This is a genomic window from Bacillus halotolerans (assembly GCF_004006435.1).
GTDB classification, from domain to species: domain Bacteria; phylum Bacillota; class Bacilli; order Bacillales; family Bacillaceae; genus Bacillus; species Bacillus halotolerans.
The window spans coordinates 1,432,415-1,448,402 of the sequence record NZ_CP029364.1 but is presented as its reverse complement, the minus strand read 5'-3'; the positions used below and the strand labels follow the sequence as shown (position 1 = coordinate 1,448,402).

Annotated in this window: 19 protein-coding genes and 3 pseudogenes; 14 read left to right on the top strand and 8 right to left on the bottom strand. The window is 36.7% G+C overall.

Going from position 1 to position 15,988, the window contains the following annotated elements:
* Positions 1-129: 129 nt before the first annotated feature.
* Together DIC78_RS07310 and DIC78_RS07305 are read right to left on the bottom strand one after the other, a co-directional pair.
* A complete protein-coding gene (locus DIC78_RS07310) occupies positions 130-468 on the bottom strand; it encodes an MmcQ/YjbR family DNA-binding protein (protein ID WP_024120329.1) in 339 nt (112 codons plus the stop codon).
* Positions 469-598: 130 nt separating this feature from the next.
* A complete protein-coding gene (locus tag DIC78_RS07305; RefSeq protein ID WP_024120330.1) occupies positions 599-982 on the bottom strand; it encodes a VOC family protein in 384 nt (127 codons plus the stop codon).
* Between the two features lie 89 nt (positions 983-1,071).
* Here DIC78_RS07305 and DIC78_RS07300 point away from each other — a divergent pair.
* A pseudogene (locus DIC78_RS07300) lies at positions 1,072-1,268 on the top strand (tetratricopeptide repeat protein); the annotation flags it as partial.
* Positions 1,269-1,484: 216 nt separating this feature from the next.
* Positions 1,485-1,862, top strand: coding sequence for a hypothetical protein (locus DIC78_RS07295; RefSeq protein WP_106020935.1), 378 nt, complete (start codon positions 1,485-1,487; stop codon positions 1,860-1,862).
* 56 nt (positions 1,863-1,918) lie between these two features.
* Here DIC78_RS07295 and DIC78_RS21775 read toward each other — a convergent pair.
* Positions 1,919-2,101: pseudogene (locus tag DIC78_RS21775) on the bottom strand (T7SS effector LXG polymorphic toxin); the annotation flags it as partial.
* A gap of 109 nt (positions 2,102-2,210) precedes the next feature.
* Here DIC78_RS21775 and DIC78_RS07285 point away from each other — a divergent pair.
* Together DIC78_RS07285 and DIC78_RS07280 are read left to right on the top strand one after the other, a co-directional pair.
* Positions 2,211-2,684 carry a hypothetical protein gene (locus DIC78_RS07285; RefSeq protein ID WP_106020933.1) on the top strand — a complete coding sequence of 158 codons (474 nt, stop codon included), beginning with the start codon at positions 2,211-2,213 and terminating at the stop codon, positions 2,682-2,684.
* 517 nt (positions 2,685-3,201) lie between these two features.
* Positions 3,202-3,795 (top strand): YdeI/OmpD-associated family protein, encoded by a 594-nt coding sequence (locus tag DIC78_RS07280; RefSeq protein WP_106020931.1) that lies wholly within the window; start codon positions 3,202-3,204, stop codon positions 3,793-3,795.
* A 211-nt stretch (positions 3,796-4,006) separates the two neighbouring features.
* Here DIC78_RS07280 and DIC78_RS07275 read toward each other — a convergent pair whose 3' ends face one another.
* From DIC78_RS07275 to DIC78_RS07265, 3 genes and pseudogenes are all read right to left on the bottom strand, one after another.
* Positions 4,007-4,708, bottom strand: a complete 702-nt coding sequence (locus tag DIC78_RS07275) for a hypothetical protein (RefSeq protein WP_127695907.1) — start codon at positions 4,706-4,708, stop codon at positions 4,007-4,009.
* A gap of 19 nt (positions 4,709-4,727) precedes the next feature.
* Positions 4,728-4,826, bottom strand: a pseudogene (locus DIC78_RS22150) (hypothetical protein); the annotation flags it as partial.
* A 211-nt stretch (positions 4,827-5,037) separates the two neighbouring features.
* On the bottom strand, positions 5,038-5,682 hold the full coding sequence (locus DIC78_RS07265) for a YczE/YyaS/YitT family protein (RefSeq protein ID WP_106020928.1): 645 nt from the start codon (positions 5,680-5,682) through the stop codon (positions 5,038-5,040).
* Positions 5,683-5,796: 114 nt separating this feature from the next.
* On the opposite strand from DIC78_RS07265, the gene DIC78_RS07260 reads away from it, so the two are divergent.
* The 4 genes from DIC78_RS07260 (at position 5,797) to DIC78_RS07245 (ending at position 8,279) form a co-directional block, all read left to right on the top strand.
* Positions 5,797-6,249 (top strand): MarR family winged helix-turn-helix transcriptional regulator, encoded by a 453-nt coding sequence (locus tag DIC78_RS07260; protein ID WP_106020926.1) that lies wholly within the window; start codon positions 5,797-5,799, stop codon positions 6,247-6,249.
* A gap of 23 nt (positions 6,250-6,272) precedes the next feature.
* Positions 6,273-6,791 carry a spermidine/spermine N(1)-acetyltransferase gene (paiA, locus tag DIC78_RS07255; protein ID WP_105955134.1) on the top strand — a complete coding sequence of 173 codons (519 nt, stop codon included), beginning with the start codon at positions 6,273-6,275 and terminating at the stop codon, positions 6,789-6,791.
* A gap of 23 nt (positions 6,792-6,814) precedes the next feature.
* A complete protein-coding gene (locus tag DIC78_RS07250; protein WP_106020924.1) occupies positions 6,815-7,432 on the top strand; it encodes an FMN-binding negative transcriptional regulator in 618 nt (205 codons plus the stop codon).
* Between the two features lie 430 nt (positions 7,433-7,862).
* Positions 7,863-8,279 (top strand): NUDIX hydrolase, encoded by a 417-nt coding sequence (locus DIC78_RS07245; protein ID WP_044161664.1) that lies wholly within the window; start codon positions 7,863-7,865, stop codon positions 8,277-8,279.
* A 92-nt stretch (positions 8,280-8,371) separates the two neighbouring features.
* Here DIC78_RS07245 and DIC78_RS07240 read toward each other — a convergent pair whose 3' ends face one another.
* Entirely contained in the window at positions 8,372-9,262 is an 891-nt protein-coding gene (locus DIC78_RS07240; protein ID WP_106020922.1) for a DMT family transporter, read from the bottom strand.
* Positions 9,263-9,737: 475 nt separating this feature from the next.
* Here DIC78_RS07240 and DIC78_RS07235 point away from each other — a divergent pair, with 475 nt between their 5' ends.
* The 3 genes from DIC78_RS07235 (at position 9,738) to DIC78_RS07225 (ending at position 11,734) form a co-directional block, all read left to right on the top strand.
* Positions 9,738-10,583 (top strand): MerR family transcriptional regulator, encoded by an 846-nt coding sequence (locus DIC78_RS07235; RefSeq protein ID WP_127695905.1) that lies wholly within the window; start codon positions 9,738-9,740, stop codon positions 10,581-10,583.
* A gap of 81 nt (positions 10,584-10,664) precedes the next feature.
* Positions 10,665-10,850 carry an arginase gene (locus DIC78_RS07230; RefSeq protein WP_240671136.1) on the top strand — a complete coding sequence of 62 codons (186 nt, stop codon included), beginning with the start codon at positions 10,665-10,667 and terminating at the stop codon, positions 10,848-10,850.
* 314 nt (positions 10,851-11,164) lie between these two features.
* Entirely contained in the window at positions 11,165-11,734 is a 570-nt protein-coding gene (locus DIC78_RS07225; RefSeq protein ID WP_127695903.1) for a flavin reductase family protein, read from the top strand.
* Positions 11,735-12,179: 445 nt separating this feature from the next.
* Here the strand turns inward: DIC78_RS07225 and DIC78_RS07220 are convergent, their stop codons facing one another.
* The gene (locus DIC78_RS07220; protein WP_106021108.1) at positions 12,180-13,043 is read right to left on the bottom strand and encodes a DMT family transporter; all 864 of its coding nucleotides are present in this window, start codon (positions 13,041-13,043) and stop codon (positions 12,180-12,182) included.
* A 155-nt stretch (positions 13,044-13,198) separates the two neighbouring features.
* Here DIC78_RS07220 and pdxR point away from each other — a divergent pair, with 155 nt between their 5' ends.
* The 3 genes from pdxR to DIC78_RS07205 all read left to right on the top strand — a co-directional run bounded on the left by pdxR (position 13,199) and on the right by DIC78_RS07205 (position 15,588).
* Positions 13,199-14,590: a MocR-like pyridoxine biosynthesis transcription factor PdxR gene (pdxR, locus tag DIC78_RS07215; RefSeq protein ID WP_106020916.1), complete on the top strand. Its 1,392-nt coding sequence runs from the start codon at positions 13,199-13,201 to the stop codon at positions 14,588-14,590.
* 212 nt (positions 14,591-14,802) lie between these two features.
* A complete protein-coding gene (locus DIC78_RS07210) occupies positions 14,803-15,120 on the top strand; it encodes an ArsR/SmtB family transcription factor (protein WP_106021107.1) in 318 nt (105 codons plus the stop codon).
* A gap of 54 nt (positions 15,121-15,174) precedes the next feature.
* Entirely contained in the window at positions 15,175-15,588 is a 414-nt protein-coding gene (locus DIC78_RS07205) for an ArsI/CadI family heavy metal resistance metalloenzyme (protein ID WP_106022338.1), read from the top strand.
* Positions 15,589-15,988 lie beyond the last annotated feature (400 nt).

The following is a 15,988-nucleotide window of genomic DNA, read 5'->3' as shown; positions in this document are numbered from 1 at the left end:
TAACTTTTTTCAATAAATCAGATCAAGCAAAAACAATACGGAACGTGTATGATTTCCAATAAAGGAAAGGTCAATTGGTCCGTGTATATCCTGAAACCTCGACTCATTAACATAGATCAGTTTTTCGTTTTAGCTATGAGACTTCTTCGGCTTTGTCAATTCGAAACTATGTTGCACCATATCACCTAGAGTTTCTTTCGAGAGGGCACCATCTAAAATAATGGTATTCCAGTGGTCTTTATTCATATGATAACCGGGTTTCACTTCCTTATAGATGCTGCGCAGAAAATTGGCGCGCTCAGGTTCGCATTTAAGATTGATGCATAGATGACCATCTAGATTAAAGATAAGCGCAAACAACTTTTTATTACCTTTGTGACGCATCACAGTCCATCCTTCACCAAAAGGGTAGTCTTTATAGGTGTCTGGATAAGACAGGCAGTAATCAATTATTTCATTCAGAGTCATAATAAGCCACCGCCATTATAATTTATGAGTATAGATAAATGAGCCAATGATTCCAAGATCATTATATATCAAAGTAAAATCTGTTTTAATCGTTTTGACTATTAGGTGTTAATATAAGAACGTCATGAAGTTACTTCTGTATGATCTGAATAAGGTTGCCGCATGTATCGTCGAAGACAGCTATTGTGACTTCTCCCATTATGGTCGGCTCCATAGTGAACTTCACGCCTTTTTCCATTAATCGTGTGTACTCTTTTCGTATATCTGTAACGCCAAACATTGTTGCTGGGAAGCCCTCGGCGAATATCTTCTTTTGATACTCCTTAGCGGCAGGATGTTCATTTGGTTCGAGTAAAAGTTCGGTTCCATCTTGATCATCTTGAGAAACAAGTGTTATCCACCTGAATTTCCCCATAGGAACGTCTTCCTTTTTTACAAACCCCAGCTTTTCTGTATAAAACTCCAGTGCCTTGTCTTGGTCTTGTACGAATATACTGGTAACAATGATTTTCATACTGTTTTTGCCTCCTTTGATATTTATGACGCATGATACTGGCTGCAAGCAAAACAACCCACACATTTGTCAAAAGTCCTGTTCCGGCTTTTTTCAAAGTGTCTTATGTATATTATATGAAACAAACGTATTTCTCCAAAAATTATGCAAATCGTGCACTCAATATTTTTGGAGTGTAAGAAACTGTCCAAATTATACGTTGCCAATTTATTGTCGCAGGAAACCTGATCGATTCTTTAGAAAATATGAAAGAGCTTAGGAACAATTTTTAAATTCTTTGAAGCTGCAAGGAAAAACGTAAAGCATTGCAATGTCACATATGAATATAATGTGGTTATTTACTATTATGTAAATTTATGTCTAAATAGTAAGTGGTGATAAATATTATTGATAGCTGCGTTTTGACTGCATATTTTTTCATTAAATATATAAAATGGTTATGAAAATGAAAAAAGGCAGGATACCCGTTTATAGTCACTTTTATAAAAAAGGAGTCATAACGATGTTAAAAAGATTTTTTCTGGTTTTACTCACACTGATGATGTCTATAGTTGTTATACTAGTGGCTGCTAAAGATTCCCCTGGAGATAATGTCATTTCATTTGATGAGCCTATGATCTTAATGATATCCATTGGGATCGTTGTATTTTTATTCATCCCTCCATTAACCATGTCCTTTTTTGGCAACATGGTTGTAAGAATAATATCTGGAGTATATCAATGTTTTATCGTTTTCACTTTTCTGGGGATGATTCCAATTGGATTTCTTATTCCCAATGGCTTTTTGACCATTCTTGTTTCTGTTTTAGGAACGTTAGTCAGCATAATTAGTGTTGTAGTAACCTTATTAATTGATAGGAATAAAGAAGTTAAATCTTAATAGAATAGTTGCTTTTATTGAAAAGCTTTATCCCTAATGTCGAGGAAAGAGGCCTTCCATTGATCACCAACATGATCGTGATAAAATGCTGTTCCTTTGCCAGAGAACTCATTGTCATGCAAACCAGCAACAGTCTCCAATGCTTTTCTTAGCTTTATCATTTGATTTTTCAAATCTTTATAATCTTTTGCTCGATTTTAAGCTTCAGATAACAAAGAATCTGCTTCAAATCCTTTCATTGGTCCAATCTTTTCTATGAGTTTATATCCTAATGTTACTATTAATTATTTATATTAGAATATAATAAGTTTACATCCTATTTATTACATAGAAAGATTGGAGTTAAAAATGAAAAAAAGTAAGTTTTTTTTAGCAATTATTTGTTCTGCTGCACTGCTAGTTTTTTTAGCATGGTTTATTTATGCTGGCACCCACCAACCTCCTATATTGAAGGGTAATTCAAAAGATGGAAAATGGAGTGTTATCTATTCTCCTGAAAAAGACATAGATCTTGCAAGGCAAGACTTATGGGCGGTTCATATTACATGGAAAAGGGATTCTGGGTTTTCAGTAAAAGAGGTTGTGTTTAAAGAAAATGGTGTTGTTGAGGCATCAGGTGACGCAACAGATGAACCTAAGAATGCAAAAGAAATAGCAGTAGCGATAATGGGAGATCCACCAAATACGAATAATGATTATACAGTAGAAGTTACTTGGGAAGAGAATGGGAAAACTCAAAAAGACATTATACAAGTAAATAAAGAAATCAAACGGTCATTTGTTATTCCTAATGTAATAAAAAGAATTTTAAGTTTAGGATAAAGCTAAAATACTCTCATAGGAATAGAAAAATATTATTAAATCAAGTAAAAGCGTTTGCTTTTTTCTTGTTTCATCTTAATTTATCACCTTAACTGATGGTTGTTTCTAAGTAAATATCATTGATACCAAGGGTTTTGACTGCCTTGGTCTTTTTTTGTGCTTGTTTTGCAATTGTCTACTGCCGGACTTACCTAACCTGTAAGTCATTTAAACGGTCAGCAGTTTCTCTTTGTTTGTTGGGGAAACATAAACATCTATTGTCGTTGTTATAATAGCTTGTCCGAGTCTTTTTTTATTGTTGCATAAACTTCGTCTTAAGCTTAATCTATGAATACATAATAAAGACGGAACCTATATCATTGCTGATAGGAGAATAAAACAAATACCGTGATGTCAAAAATACCAATTAAGGGGAAGGGGATGAAGAAAAATCAAGAGCGTGATGGGCGAAAAGCCGATTAAACCGGTGAATCTAACGTAATGAAAAAGCAAACTGTTTGGAAAAGAGGGGGTCCTGATGACAAATAGTAGTATGAATCCTAACGTTGATGAATTTGTAAGTAAAGCTGAAAAGTGGAAGGAAGAATATGAGCGGTTAAGAAATATCGTTCTTGAATGTGAGCTGACTGAAGAATTTAAGTGGATGCATCCTTGTTATACGTTTCATAAAAAAAACGTCGTTTTAATACATGGATTTAGAGAATATTGTGCGCTTCTGTTTCACAAAGGCGCCTTGTTACAGGATCCTCATGGGATTCTCATCCAACAAACGGAGAATGTACAGGCGGCTCGCCAGATTCGGTTCACCAATGTTCAAGAAATAGCTGAAATGGAAACCATCTTGAAAGCCTATATTAATGAAGCCATTGAAGTTGAAAAAGCCGGTTTGGAAGTGAATGTTAAAAAGAATACAGAATACATCATTCCAGAGGAACTTCAACATAAATTCGATGAAATTCCTGCCTTGAAAACGGCTTTTGAAGCATTGACCCCGGGACGGCAAAGAGCTTACATTCTTTATTTTTCTCAAGCCAAACAATCCAAAACTCGAGAGTCAAGGGTTGAAAAATATATGAAGAAAATTCTCGATGGAAAGGGATTAAAGGATTAGTATATTCGTCAGGAAGGCATTTTGCTAAGTGAGATTTCTATGAATCTGTCATGCAAGAAGCATTTGAAGGATGAAGGCAACCGTGATACCAAGAGTTTTGAGTCCCTTGGTATTTCTTGTGTCAGAATAAAATACAGAGGGGCGGTTCAATGTATGAAAGAACCGTCCCTTATTTTATTTGGCATTTTCGTTTGAATAAAACGATTACTGATTAATGAATAGCCATTATGTCAATAAGGCGCTTGATTTTTTCACTGTCTCCTGTATCAACGTACACTGTTTTTGCATTTTTTATTATATCCTCAGTCACTTCCCGCATTACGCCTTTACTTACATCATCAGAGGAATCCCAGCGTAAAGGAACATTGTATACTTTAATCGTACCATCTCCATTACCGCTATAAGTTACAGATCCATCCACTAAACGAGAGCCTGCTAACTGGATAACATCTTCAGGATAGCCAGCACTGGTGTCATCAGTCGGATTGATTGGTTCGCCAGCCGAAATATGTCGAACATTCAGTTCATCTATCTCTTGATTTGCTCCCAGCTGCAACCAAACTCTGGCATATTCGATTTTCTCAGAGGGATATTCCGCTAATACATTGTCTTTTTCGCTGTTCGCCTCGTTTTTTAATCCTTCTGAAGAGGTTTCTTTTGATTCATCCGTTGAGGATTCCTTTAAAGCATTTTCATTTGAATTCTTTGTTCCGGATTCTTCTGATCCTGTTGTTGCCTCTGATTCATCCTTAGTTATTTGGTTGCTATCTTCAGTCTCATTATTATTTTCTTCAGATTGTAATGCAGAATCATTATTTGATTTTTCTTCCTTACCGCCCATACATCCAACGAGCAATAAGACGAGCAGCATCATGACAACATTAGAATAAAAAATATTTCTCAGTTTCTTCATTATTTCATCCCTCACCATCAACAGCCTTACATGCTTTTCTTAGCTTAATCAGTTTTTTATAATCTTTTTTTCGGTTTTCAGCTTCAGATAACAAAGACTTAGCTTCAAATCCCATCATTGTCCAATCCTTTCAGTTAGTTATATCTAAATATTACCATGGAATAGATATGAAAGTTCGAAAAAATTGTTCAAGGAGAGGTAACGAATGTTAGCTCAATCGAATAAATCTAGACAGCTTTTTGAAATGATGGCCACACTGTATACGGGTGGATTTCATGAGGAATCACCTATCATATTTGTGTCAACACTGTCCCTTTACATGAAGCAGACTATATTGAATGCTTTTTATTTTTGTCATCATGTGGTGATGTACTAGAGTGTGTGAATATGCGGTCTAATATTTGTTCTGTAAATGGCATAAAGGCATTAAGGATTATTCCTCCTAAACAAACGGTTAACAAAGTCCCGATGCCAATTGGCCCATTTAAAATAATTGCAGCTATCAAGAAGAAGAGGTAAATGAATGTTCTCGAAAAAAAGATATTTGTTTTGGTTAATTCTTTTATGATTAATGTTAATCGGTCAACTGGAATCGGTGCAAAATTTGTATGCAAATAGGTTGCAGTTCCTAACCCTATAACAACTAAGCCGATTCCAAAACAAATCACTTTGCTGAACCATAGGTCAGGTGTTAGCAAATTGTGCAATAAAAAAAGCCACATATCAATCCCAATCCCCGTTATAAATGCTGTTAACATCCCCAAAACTTCCGGTCTTTGTCTATTTAAAATTGAATTACAGCATATCAATATGAACGCTATTATGATTTCCCAGCTTCCCACTGTAAGCCCCACATTTTTAGACAGTCCTACCACAACTGCATCAAAGGGTGAAGTTCCAAGGTCTGATTGGATAGTGAAGGAAATACCAAGAGTTAAAATGAAAATTCCTAATACATAAAAAGTATATTTCACTTTACTCGACCTCTTTTTCGTTATTTTTATTGCAAATACAACAAAGTTAAGATATATTCAATATAAGTCATTTTTGTTGTATTTGCAACAAAAGTATGCACTAAGGAGGTCATGATGAAGGAAATTCTTCGCGAAATCGGAATGATTGCCAGGGCATTAGATTCGATAAGCAATATAGAATTTAAAGAATATAACCTCACAAAAGGGCAGTATTTGTACCTTGTCCGAATATGTGAAAACCCAGGAATCATTCAAGAAAAGTTAGCTGAAATGATTAAAGTAGACCGAACAACCGCAGCTCGTGCGATAAAAAAACTCGAAATAAACGGTTTTATTGAAAAGATGGATGATGAGCATAACAAAAAGATAAAAAAACTCTTTCCAACAGAAAAAGGGAAAGATGTGTTTCCCGTTATAAAAAGAGAAAATGATCATTCGAATAATGTCGCATTAGCGGGGTTTTCTGAAAAAGAAGCAGAAACCATTTTTCACCTTCTTCAAAGAATGAGAAAAAATGTAGAAGTTGACTGGGAATATGTAAAAAAAGGGAATAAGAGAGATTATTAATTTTAAAAGGAGCATATATGAGCATGAGTGTAAAACTAAAAAAGTGCAGCCATGAAGATTTAAAAATACTCCAAGAAATAAGTATTGAAACATTCAATGATACATTCAAAGACCAGAATTCACCTGAAAATATGAAAGCTTATTTGGAAAGTGCGTTTCATTCTAAACAGTTGGAAAAGGAATTATCTAATATCTCTTCACAATTCTTTTTTGTTTATTTTAATCATGAAGTCGCTGGATATTTAAAGGTCAATACCAATGAGGCTCAGTCTGAAGAAATGGGTGATGAATCACTAGAAATCGAGAGGATTTATATCAAGAACAAATTTCAAAAACATGGCCTTGGTAAATATCTGTTCAATAAAGCTGTGGAAATTGCGCTGGAATCTAATAAAAAGAAAATCTGGCTAGGCGTATGGGAAAAAAATGAAAATGCTATTGCTTTTTATGAGAAAATGGGGTTTGTTCAAACTGGAGCCCACTCTTTTTATATGGGTGATGAGGAACAAATAGACTTTATCATGATCAAAACACTCGTATAACTTTTTATGAAAGGCGGGTTTATATGTATATTCCAAAATACTATAAGGTTACAAATGCCGATGACATTTGGGACTTTGTTCAAAACAACTCATTTGGCACAATTGTCACAACAGCACAAGGGAAGCCAATTGCAACTCATTTGCCATTGCAGTTAATGAAAGAGGGGGATACTTACTATATAACGGGGCATATTGCTTATGGGAATCCTCAGTGGAGAACATTTGAAACCTGTGAAGATGTGCTTGTTATGTTTCAGGGACCGCACGCTTATATCTCTTCCTCTTGGTATGAAAAGGAAAATGTCCCAACATGGAACTATCAAGCCGTACATGTATACGGTACAGCCAGCATTTTGAACGAAGAAGAGTTAAAACATGACCTGACAATGTTACTGCAAAAATACGAAAAACACCGCAAGAATCCAGTTTTATGGGATAAGCTTTCTCCTCAGCTCTTAGAAAGTCAGCTGAAAGGTATTGTCGGATTTAAGATGAAGGTGGGAGAAATTCAGGCTTCATATAAATTAAGTCAGAACCGAAATGAAAAGGATTATATGAATATCATTGATCAATTACGAAATGAAGGTAATCCAAATTCGAAACAAATGGCAGAACTGATGGAAAAGAGATTAAAAGATTAAATATCAGTCCGCTTTTATTAGCGAACTTGGGATGAATGCGTGGTACTGCTCAAATGTTTGATTCTGCAGAGCCTTCTTGTGAAAGTTCAAGGAACACTTGTTGTTTTTAGCAGAGGCTTCTGGCGTGGCTCTTTCGGTTTTCTAATCACAATTCATAAAAACTTATAGAAATGACGGAAAATGAATATACGGAGTGTAATGAAAATAAGCTTTCAGAATGAGGGCTTGTTAGTGAATAACCCGTGAAGGTTCAAGTCATCTCGGCCGCATCCTAATGATACCAAGGGTTTAACTTCCTTTGGTATTATTTTTTTATGCAGAAAAGCTATGAGAGATTTCTTACCAAAACTAACCAGTTATCATTTATAGTAATATATAGAAAATCAACAAATCAACCGAGGATGAATTTTGTTCTATAAAGGAGATTCCCATGGAAGAAGTAAAAGTTGTGTATGCGTTGATTAAAAGTAAGTGTAATCAGATATTAATGGTGGATAATCATGAAGGACACTGGTCACTTCCAGGTGGAAGAGTTGAACCTGATGAGACGTTAATAGAAGCTGCTATACGTGAAGTGCATGAAGAAACAGGTTTTGAAGTAGAAATAGGGAATTTAATTGCTGTTAACGAAGCGAAATATGTAAAGAGGAATCATCACGCTATCCTTTTTACATTTGAAGCACGAATTGTTGGAGGAACCGAAGCGATTAAAAAGCCAAACGAGATATTGCAAATTGAATGGGTTGACATTGAACAGGCAAATGAACGAATGCCGTATTACTCAGAAGGACTTAATAAAATGCTGACAGGATATGCCCTATATAATAATCAAGGAACAATAGGGTAATGGCAGTAATCGTCAGGTTAGTTTAGGTCAAGTTGCAAACAAAAGAAACAAAACAGTGGGGAACAAATGCTTCCCCCTGTTTTGTACGTTACTTAGCTGATGTTTTCTTTAATCGTTTTGGAAAATGTGATTGATTTATTCTCGCTAACAAATGTTGAGCCTAAAAGGAGTGCACCACCTAGCATTTGAACAATGGTCATTTGTTCTTGCAGGATAATGGCAGAAATTAATATAGCTACAAATGGGTCTACATAGCTTAACATAGCAATACTCTGTCCTTTTAATTTTTGCATCCCCGAGAAAAATAACCAAAATCCAATTCCAGTGTTTACAATCCCTAAAATGATGATAAAAGGAACGGATGATCCAGATACTCCAAAGATACCGAATCCTTCGGTGAAAAACACATATGGCAAGAGCAGCAATGCTGTTAATCCAAGTTGGATGATTGTAATCTCCAGCCTGCCCATGCGGTGTATAAATTTATTTAGTAACATCAATGCAGCGTAAAATGCAGCCGCAACTAATCCAAAAAAGATCCCAAGCAGATCGTCTGTTCCAGATGCACTTATGCCATTTCCAACAATCAATAACATGCCTATGATCGCTACACCAATACAAACCATTTTTTTGACAGATAATCGTTCCTTAAGGACAAATGGTGAGAGAATCATGACAAACACAGGTGCAAAGTAATACCCTAGTGTTGCATTAGTAAGTGTTGTATGATCGTACGATTGATAAAGAAAGATCCAATTCCCTCCTAATGCAATACCAGAAAGAAATAAGATGTAAGCATTTGCTTTGACTAATTTCCATGGAATGGTTTTCTTCATCATCATAAACACGACTATTAAAAATAGACATCCAATTGAACTGCTTAGTAAAGCTGTTTCACTCGAAGATAAATCAATGTATCTTACAACTAAACCCATTGTGCCGAAAATGATCATTGATAATATAAACTGAATCTTAGATTTCATTGTCTACTCCTTCGAATCTGCGAAACAGCTTATATTATATTTCGCAGATTCTTAATCTGTTTTAAATATAAGCTTATTCACTGCTGATTCAACAGCTGGAGTAAACGGCGGTGGCGGTGAAGTAGAAAATGGCTTCCAAGTGTATAGATTTGTATTTGAGAGTAGCATGTTAATCCCCCTATTTAATTAATTTTTTTAAAAGTCTTGATATTACGAAAAAGTTGGTTCTAGATAGATTATACATGAAACCTTATAAATGTTTTATATTAATTGTGACTTCAACGCTTGTTTTTTATAGAGAATAAGAATGTTACTCATTTTATACATGTATTCATTTAAAACAGTTTGGTATAAAACTCGTCTTCAGCAGATTGTAGGGATTTCTATTTTCTCGAGTTTAGGATTTAAGCCGTATTTGTGAATAGGTAAATGAAAGATTTTCTAAAGAGCTAACAGATAGAAAGGATGATAATGGATGAAGGAATATTTTACAATTGGAGAAACAGCCCGTCTCAATAACATTTCAATTCAAACATTGCGCTATTATGATAGGATCGGAGTTTTCAAGCCTTATTATACAGATCAGGATAATGGCTATCGATATTACCATGTGAAACAGTTCTTTTATTTAGATATTATCAAGTATCTAAAATATATTAGAACACCTCTGGAAGAAATCAAGCGTTTCAGCTCAAATACTTGTACCCCTGAACATATGCAACACTTTCTTGAGGAGCAAGAAAACATGATTGTGCAAGAAATGGAAAAACTCGAACGTGCCCGGCAATTACTTCATAGAAGAAGGAATCAGCTTAATGAACAAGTAGACATATGCAATAAAAAAGATGAAGGTTTCGTTTATTTTCGTTATATAGATGAACAAACAATAATAAAAGTGGAGACGCCTCAAGTTAATCCTCATCATCAATCAGATTTGTATTACAGAAAGCTGGCTGATGTTGTAGAAAAAATAGGAGATGTAGTAGATAACTATTATGGATTCATTTATGCTTTCAAGCCCTATAAGGATTCTCGTGACATTTATTGCAACAGTATTTATACGACTGTTTGCAATGGAAAAGAGATAGACATAGGAGAAAAAAACATAACGCTAGACACGATCCCGTCCGGTGATTATGTATGTATCGCATTTGATTGGTCTGCAAAAAATTATGATGAATATTATCAAAAACTTTATCAATATATTGAATCTCATGGCATCCAAACAGATGGAAAAGTATATCAAGTTTCTCTTCCAATCGACTTTCACTCATTAAGAGAAGAAAACTTCCTTACAGAATTAAGAGTGCTAAAAAAATAACTAATTCTTGACCCTATAGTTGCTATAGGGTTTATGATTTGTGCATCTTCTTATGAATATTTGAAAGGGAGGATGTATAAGATGACAAGATGCTTCGGTTACTCGTTACGCAATGGCAAGGCGGAAACCAACCGTCATGTACTGGGAGCCCATTTATTAACTGGCTTGCACCTTAAAACGAAAGGTCCATTTGAAGAAGTGCCTGTCGATTTTGGTGCGAGCCTTGAAAAAGAGCAGGGGATTGTTTTGGTAGGAGTGTTTTATTAAAGCGAGCTTGATCTGCCAAAAGCTTAATTCAAAAGCACAGGCCTGATCGTATTATCGTTCTTGGCGGCAATTGCGGTGCAGAACTTGCTCCTTTTGCATCCTTAAACGAAACATACGATGGAGATACTGCTTTGTTATGGGTTGATTCACACCCTGACGTTTCGCTACGGCTGTAGTGAAGGAAGATAGATTCATCATAACAATGCAGTGAATCATATTAGAGCTGTACGTGCTGCTTTAGCTTTACGTTGAAACACGTTTTATCGTATCTCAAATCCTAATAAAAAATGAATCTGAAAAAAGGAGCGATGAATATGAGAGCACCGATAGATGAACCAATTTGGTACGCCTACCCTGGAATGGTAGCTATAGTTACGGCTCAATATGAGGGTGAAAAAAACGCAATGGCTTCCGGATGGCATACGTATATCGGATCTTCTCCAGGAATGTATGGCATATCAGTAAACAAAGAGACATATACGTACAAAATGATTGAGAAAAGTGGTGTTTTCGGTGTGAATTTTCTTCCAGGGGGATGTTCGGAATTAATTCAAGCATTAGGCACCCATAGTGGCAGAGATATCAATAAGTTTGAAGAATTTAATATTCAATACGAAGAAGGATTAAAAGCTGAGATACCGATTTTAAATGATGCATATTTTGCTTATGAGTGTAAAGTACACAGTATGTCCACTTTGGGCGATCAAGAGTGGATTGTGGGAGAAGTTTTACAGAGATATCGAGATAAAGAGCTTTTCTTAAGAAATGGAATGCCAAATTTAGAAAAGTTGGATATTCCGCTTCATATTGGAAAGTCCAGCTACCGAATATTAAATAGCAAAGCAGAGGAACGTCAGCACGCATTTGATTCCAAAACTGATTGAAACATTCAGGTTCCCCCACCTTCATTGTTACGTGGCATACATGCTCATAACACCACTATGTGCGGTTTGCGATAGAATTTGACCCTCAATATATGCCTTTAGATGAGGTGATGAAGCAATAAATGACGTAACAGTAAACGTATTTTACTGATTAAATACCCGTTACCGACTCCATTTTTTAAATCGCATTTCATATAAACATATAGAAATGATGGGAAAGTGAATATACGGAGTGTAAAGAAAATAAGCTTTGATTTAGGGGCCTAGTAGGTGAATAATCCATGAATGTTCAAGTCTCTCGGCCGCATCAAAGATACCAAGGGTTGTAGACACCCCTGGTATTTTTTAATGTTCTCTTTAGCTTTTGCAGTTTTTTTCTTTTTGTTTCACTCGTTAAAGTGAAATGGAATAAACAAAGGTTTTCCCCGTTTTTGCATAGTCTATCTTACTTTGCGAATCGCCGAGCAGCTGCCACGCACAATATAACGGCGATATTCACTGCTACGAGTGCCCAGCCCACTTTCTCGTGCAGAATCACTGAGGCAAGCAGCAGTCCAAAGAAGGGCTGGAGGAGCTGCAGCTGTCCAACCGCCGCAATACCGCCTTGTGCGAGACCACGATACCAGAACACGAAGCCAATCAGCATGCTGAATAAGGATACATACGCAAGACTGAGCAGCGCAGGAACGCCGACGTCCGACCATGAGTCCGGCGTAAAATAGAATGACAATGGCAGCATAAGAGGTAGCGACAGAACGAGAGCCCAAGAGATCACCTGCCAGTTTCCCAGCCGCCGTGAGAGCCGGGCCCCTTCTGCATAACCGAGCCCGCATACGACGATAGAAGCCAGCATGTACGCGTCGCCGATCGGGGAAGATTCTCCGCCTTGGATGAGGGCGAATCCTGCTACTAATAAGCTGCCTATAGCTGAGAAAATCCAGAAGGCTGGCCGGGGGCGTTCCCCTCCGCGCAGTACGCCGAAGGTCGCTGTCGCGAGCGGAAGAAGCCCAATGAAAACAATGGCATGTGCGGATGTGACATACTGAAGCGCCAAGGCTGTCAGCAACGGGAAACCGACCACCACGCCGAACGCTACCACCAATAGCGCAGTTATGTCATCTTTGGCAGGTCGCTGCTGCCGGAAGATGAGAAGGAGCGCTCCGGCCAATACACCAGCTATCGCAGCGCGGCATACGGTGAGGAACAACGGATCGAAGTCCGCCACAGCCAAGCGGGTCGCGGGCAGCGATCCGCTGAAAATGAGCACCCCCAGAAAACCATTCATCCAGCCATTTGTTGCTTTGTTCATTTCAATCACTCCATAATATGTTTCTTCTCCTAAGATCATTTTTTCTCTTATCAAAACCTGTATGTAAGGATTACAATGACTATAAACTGTAATTGACCTTTTAAAAACAGCCAGTTTTCATAAAAAAATGCATACCAGTTAGGGGAAACGCGTAAATGGATATCACGCCTTTTTTAAATAGAAATCTGGATATTCCGCTTTATCAGCAGCTTTATCAGTATTTCAAAGAAAACATGCATCAGGGGCGTATTCAAAAAGGAATGAAACTGCCATCAAAGAGGCTTCTGGCGAATCAGCTTTCCATCAGTCAAACGACTGTAGAACGTGCCTATGAACAGCTTGCTGCCGAAGGCTATATTGTGAGCAAGCCAAGAAGCGGATGGTTTGCTGATTATAATGATGCTGATTTTGTCCATAGTAAAATGCTTAGCACATTACCAGCGAGAAAAAAAGCGCAAGAAAATGAACAATGGATTGATTTTCACTATGGAAATGTAGATTCTTCTCACTTCCCTTTTTCCGCTTGGCGAAAAAGTATGGTCAATAGTTTAGATCAATATGGCCACGAGCTTTATCGGCCTGGAAATGCTTTAGGGGAGCTGGAGCTGAGAACACTTATTGCAGAGTACCTGTATCAATCCCGCGGGGTTCATTGTGTCCCTGAACAAGTGATCATAGGTGCCGGGAACCCTTTTCTTCTGCAAATCTTGTGCCAGGTTTTTGAACCGGATATTTTCATAGGATATGAGGATCCGGGTTATCCACGAGCTCGGCAGATTTTTGAAGCCAATCGTATGAATATCGTTCCTATACCGGTCGACGATGAAGGGATTTGTATACAGAAGATCAAAGAACAGCAGCCACACCTTGTATATGTCACGCCTTCCCATCAATTTACGCTGGGAACAATCATGACGATTAACAGAAGAATGCAGCTTCTCAAATGGGCGGCAGAAAATCAATCATTCATCATAGAGGACGATTATGACGGGGAATTTAGATACACAGGACAGCCGGTCCCATCCTTACAAGGGCTTGACCAGCATAACCGTGTCATTTATATGGGCACCTTTTCCAAATCTCTTCTTCCTTCACTGCGCATCAGCTATATGATTCTCCCTTCGCCTCTTTTAAAAAAAGGCCATGACATCACTTCTTTATATAAGCAAACAGTGTCCTGCCACAGTCAGCTGACGTTGGCTCAATTTATAAAAAATGGAGAGTGGCAAAAACACATCAACAGAATGAGAAAGCTATATCGAAAAAAAAGACAAGTTTTATTAGAGACTGTGCAAAAGGAATTAGGAAAACACGTCAGGATTCGCGGGGAAAATTCTGGACTTCGTATCTTACTAGACGTTTTCTTGCCATTCAGTGAAAAAGAGTTAATTGAGAAGGCAAAGGAATATGGAGTGAAAATTTATCCGGTTTCTCTTTCTTATAAAAAACATCCTCCTACAAAAACTGTCTCACTGGGATTTGCAGGGGTTTCTGAATTCGACATACGAGAAGGCATAAAAAAGCTGAAAGCTGCTTGGGAGCTATAAGGGAGCTTTCAGTTTTGTATTTGATATTCACCATTCATATTGGATAAAGGAGCAAGTACGGCGATTAACAATGTTGGTGGAAGAAACATACAAAACGGCTTTTGTATGTTTTTCGCCTTTAATCAAATAAAATTGATTCATTTTATTGAATTTAGTGAAAATTTATGATTATAATGAATACATCAAAAAAATTGATTAAAGAGGGTGATATGATGAATGATACGAAATTAGAACTGCTTCAGAATTATGAAAAAAAATTTAAAGCTCTTGCAGATCAAAAACGGTTAGAGATCATGTATGAACTTTGTCAAAGAGGAAAAACCTGTGTTTGTGATTTGACTGAGATTTTTAACATGACACAATCAAAGCTTTCATATCATCTGAAAATATTGCTGGGCGCGAACTTAATTACTAAAGAAGTTAAGGGTACATGGAGCTATTATGATGTAAATAATCCTGAGTTAAATCAATTGTTGTCAGAAGAGCTTTGTTGTGTATTTAGAAAGAGCGGGGAAGGAAGCTGCAGTTAAATTTTAACCATTAAATCAAAATTTCTTGATGAATATCAATAAGGGGGAATCATTATGAAGTATGTTCATGTAGGGGTTAATGTAACCAATTTAGGGGAATCGATCAAATTCTATGAAAAAGTTTTTGGAGTGAAACCTGTAAAAGTAAAAACAGACTATGCAAAATTCCTGTTAGATAAACCGGGGTTGAATTTTACGTTGAATGTTCGTGATCAGGTACAGGGGAACCAAGTGAATCATTTTGGATTCCAAGTCGATACTTTAGATGAAGTTTTGAGACATAAGGAGCGGCTAGAAAAAGAAGGATTTTTTGCACGTAAGGAAATGAATACTACATGTTGTTACGCAGTCCAAGATAAATTTTGGGTTACAGATCCCGATGGAAATGAATGGGAGTTTTTCTATACCAAATCGAATAGTGATGACCAAAAACAAGATACTCTCTCTTGTTGTGTAACACCCGTGTGAAATTTAATTAAAAATTGTTAATGTACGGAGTTGTCAATTATAGATGTTCTATAGTTGGCAACTTTTTTTATGTAATCAAATAAGTCCGTCATAGTAGCCCAACGAATATGTCAGCAGTGAATCATCGCTTTACACTCATTGCTCTAGTAATCCATATTAGTATAAAAAAGGACAAAATTCCCTTGACAAATTACGACAAATACATTTGTTTTTTGAATTGTTACCTTATTTTATGCCAGATATATGAATATTTTGTCACATTGTAAGATATTCATATATTTTGTTATATTAACCAAGAGAGAAGGGAGGTCATATTAAGAACAGAGTTCGGAATATTGTGATTTTTCAAGTCGTGTGAAAAATAAATTATGGAGTGTGAAAGCTGTGCGAAAGGGCTTTA

Bases quoted from the DNA above. Each gene is read 5' to 3' on its own strand.
- DIC78_RS07310 (WP_024120329.1), bottom strand. From the start codon at position 468: ATGACTCTGAATGAAATAATTGATTACTGCCTGTCTTATCCAGACACC.
- DIC78_RS07305 (WP_024120330.1), bottom strand. From the start codon at position 982: ATGAAAATCATTGTTACCAGTATATTCGTACAAGACCAAGACAAGGCA.
- DIC78_RS07295 (WP_106020935.1), top strand. From the start codon at position 1,485: ATGTTAAAAAGATTTTTTCTGGTTTTACTCACACTGATGATGTCTATA.
- DIC78_RS07285 (WP_106020933.1), top strand. From the start codon at position 2,211: ATGAAAAAAAGTAAGTTTTTTTTAGCAATTATTTGTTCTGCTGCACTG.
- DIC78_RS07280 (WP_106020931.1), top strand. From the start codon at position 3,202: ATGACAAATAGTAGTATGAATCCTAACGTTGATGAATTTGTAAGTAAA.
- DIC78_RS07275 (WP_127695907.1), bottom strand. From the start codon at position 4,708: ATGAAGAAACTGAGAAATATTTTTTATTCTAATGTTGTCATGATGCTG.
- DIC78_RS07260 (WP_106020926.1), top strand. From the start codon at position 5,797: ATGAAGGAAATTCTTCGCGAAATCGGAATGATTGCCAGGGCATTAGAT.
- paiA (WP_105955134.1), top strand. From the start codon at position 6,273: ATGAGTGTAAAACTAAAAAAGTGCAGCCATGAAGATTTAAAAATACTC.
- DIC78_RS07250 (WP_106020924.1), top strand. From the start codon at position 6,815: ATGTATATTCCAAAATACTATAAGGTTACAAATGCCGATGACATTTGG.
- DIC78_RS07245 (WP_044161664.1), top strand. From the start codon at position 7,863: ATGGAAGAAGTAAAAGTTGTGTATGCGTTGATTAAAAGTAAGTGTAAT.
- DIC78_RS07240 (WP_106020922.1), bottom strand. From the start codon at position 9,262: ATGAAATCTAAGATTCAGTTTATATTATCAATGATCATTTTCGGCACA.
- DIC78_RS07235 (WP_127695905.1), top strand. From the start codon at position 9,738: ATGAAGGAATATTTTACAATTGGAGAAACAGCCCGTCTCAATAACATT.
- DIC78_RS07230 (WP_240671136.1), top strand. From the start codon at position 10,665: ATGACAAGATGCTTCGGTTACTCGTTACGCAATGGCAAGGCGGAAACC.
- DIC78_RS07225 (WP_127695903.1), top strand. From the start codon at position 11,165: ATGAGAGCACCGATAGATGAACCAATTTGGTACGCCTACCCTGGAATG.
- DIC78_RS07220 (WP_106021108.1), bottom strand. From the start codon at position 13,043: ATGAACAAAGCAACAAATGGCTGGATGAATGGTTTTCTGGGGGTGCTC.
- pdxR (WP_106020916.1), top strand. From the start codon at position 13,199: ATGGATATCACGCCTTTTTTAAATAGAAATCTGGATATTCCGCTTTAT.
- DIC78_RS07210 (WP_106021107.1), top strand. From the start codon at position 14,803: ATGAATGATACGAAATTAGAACTGCTTCAGAATTATGAAAAAAAATTT.
- DIC78_RS07205 (WP_106022338.1), top strand. From the start codon at position 15,175: ATGAAGTATGTTCATGTAGGGGTTAATGTAACCAATTTAGGGGAATCG.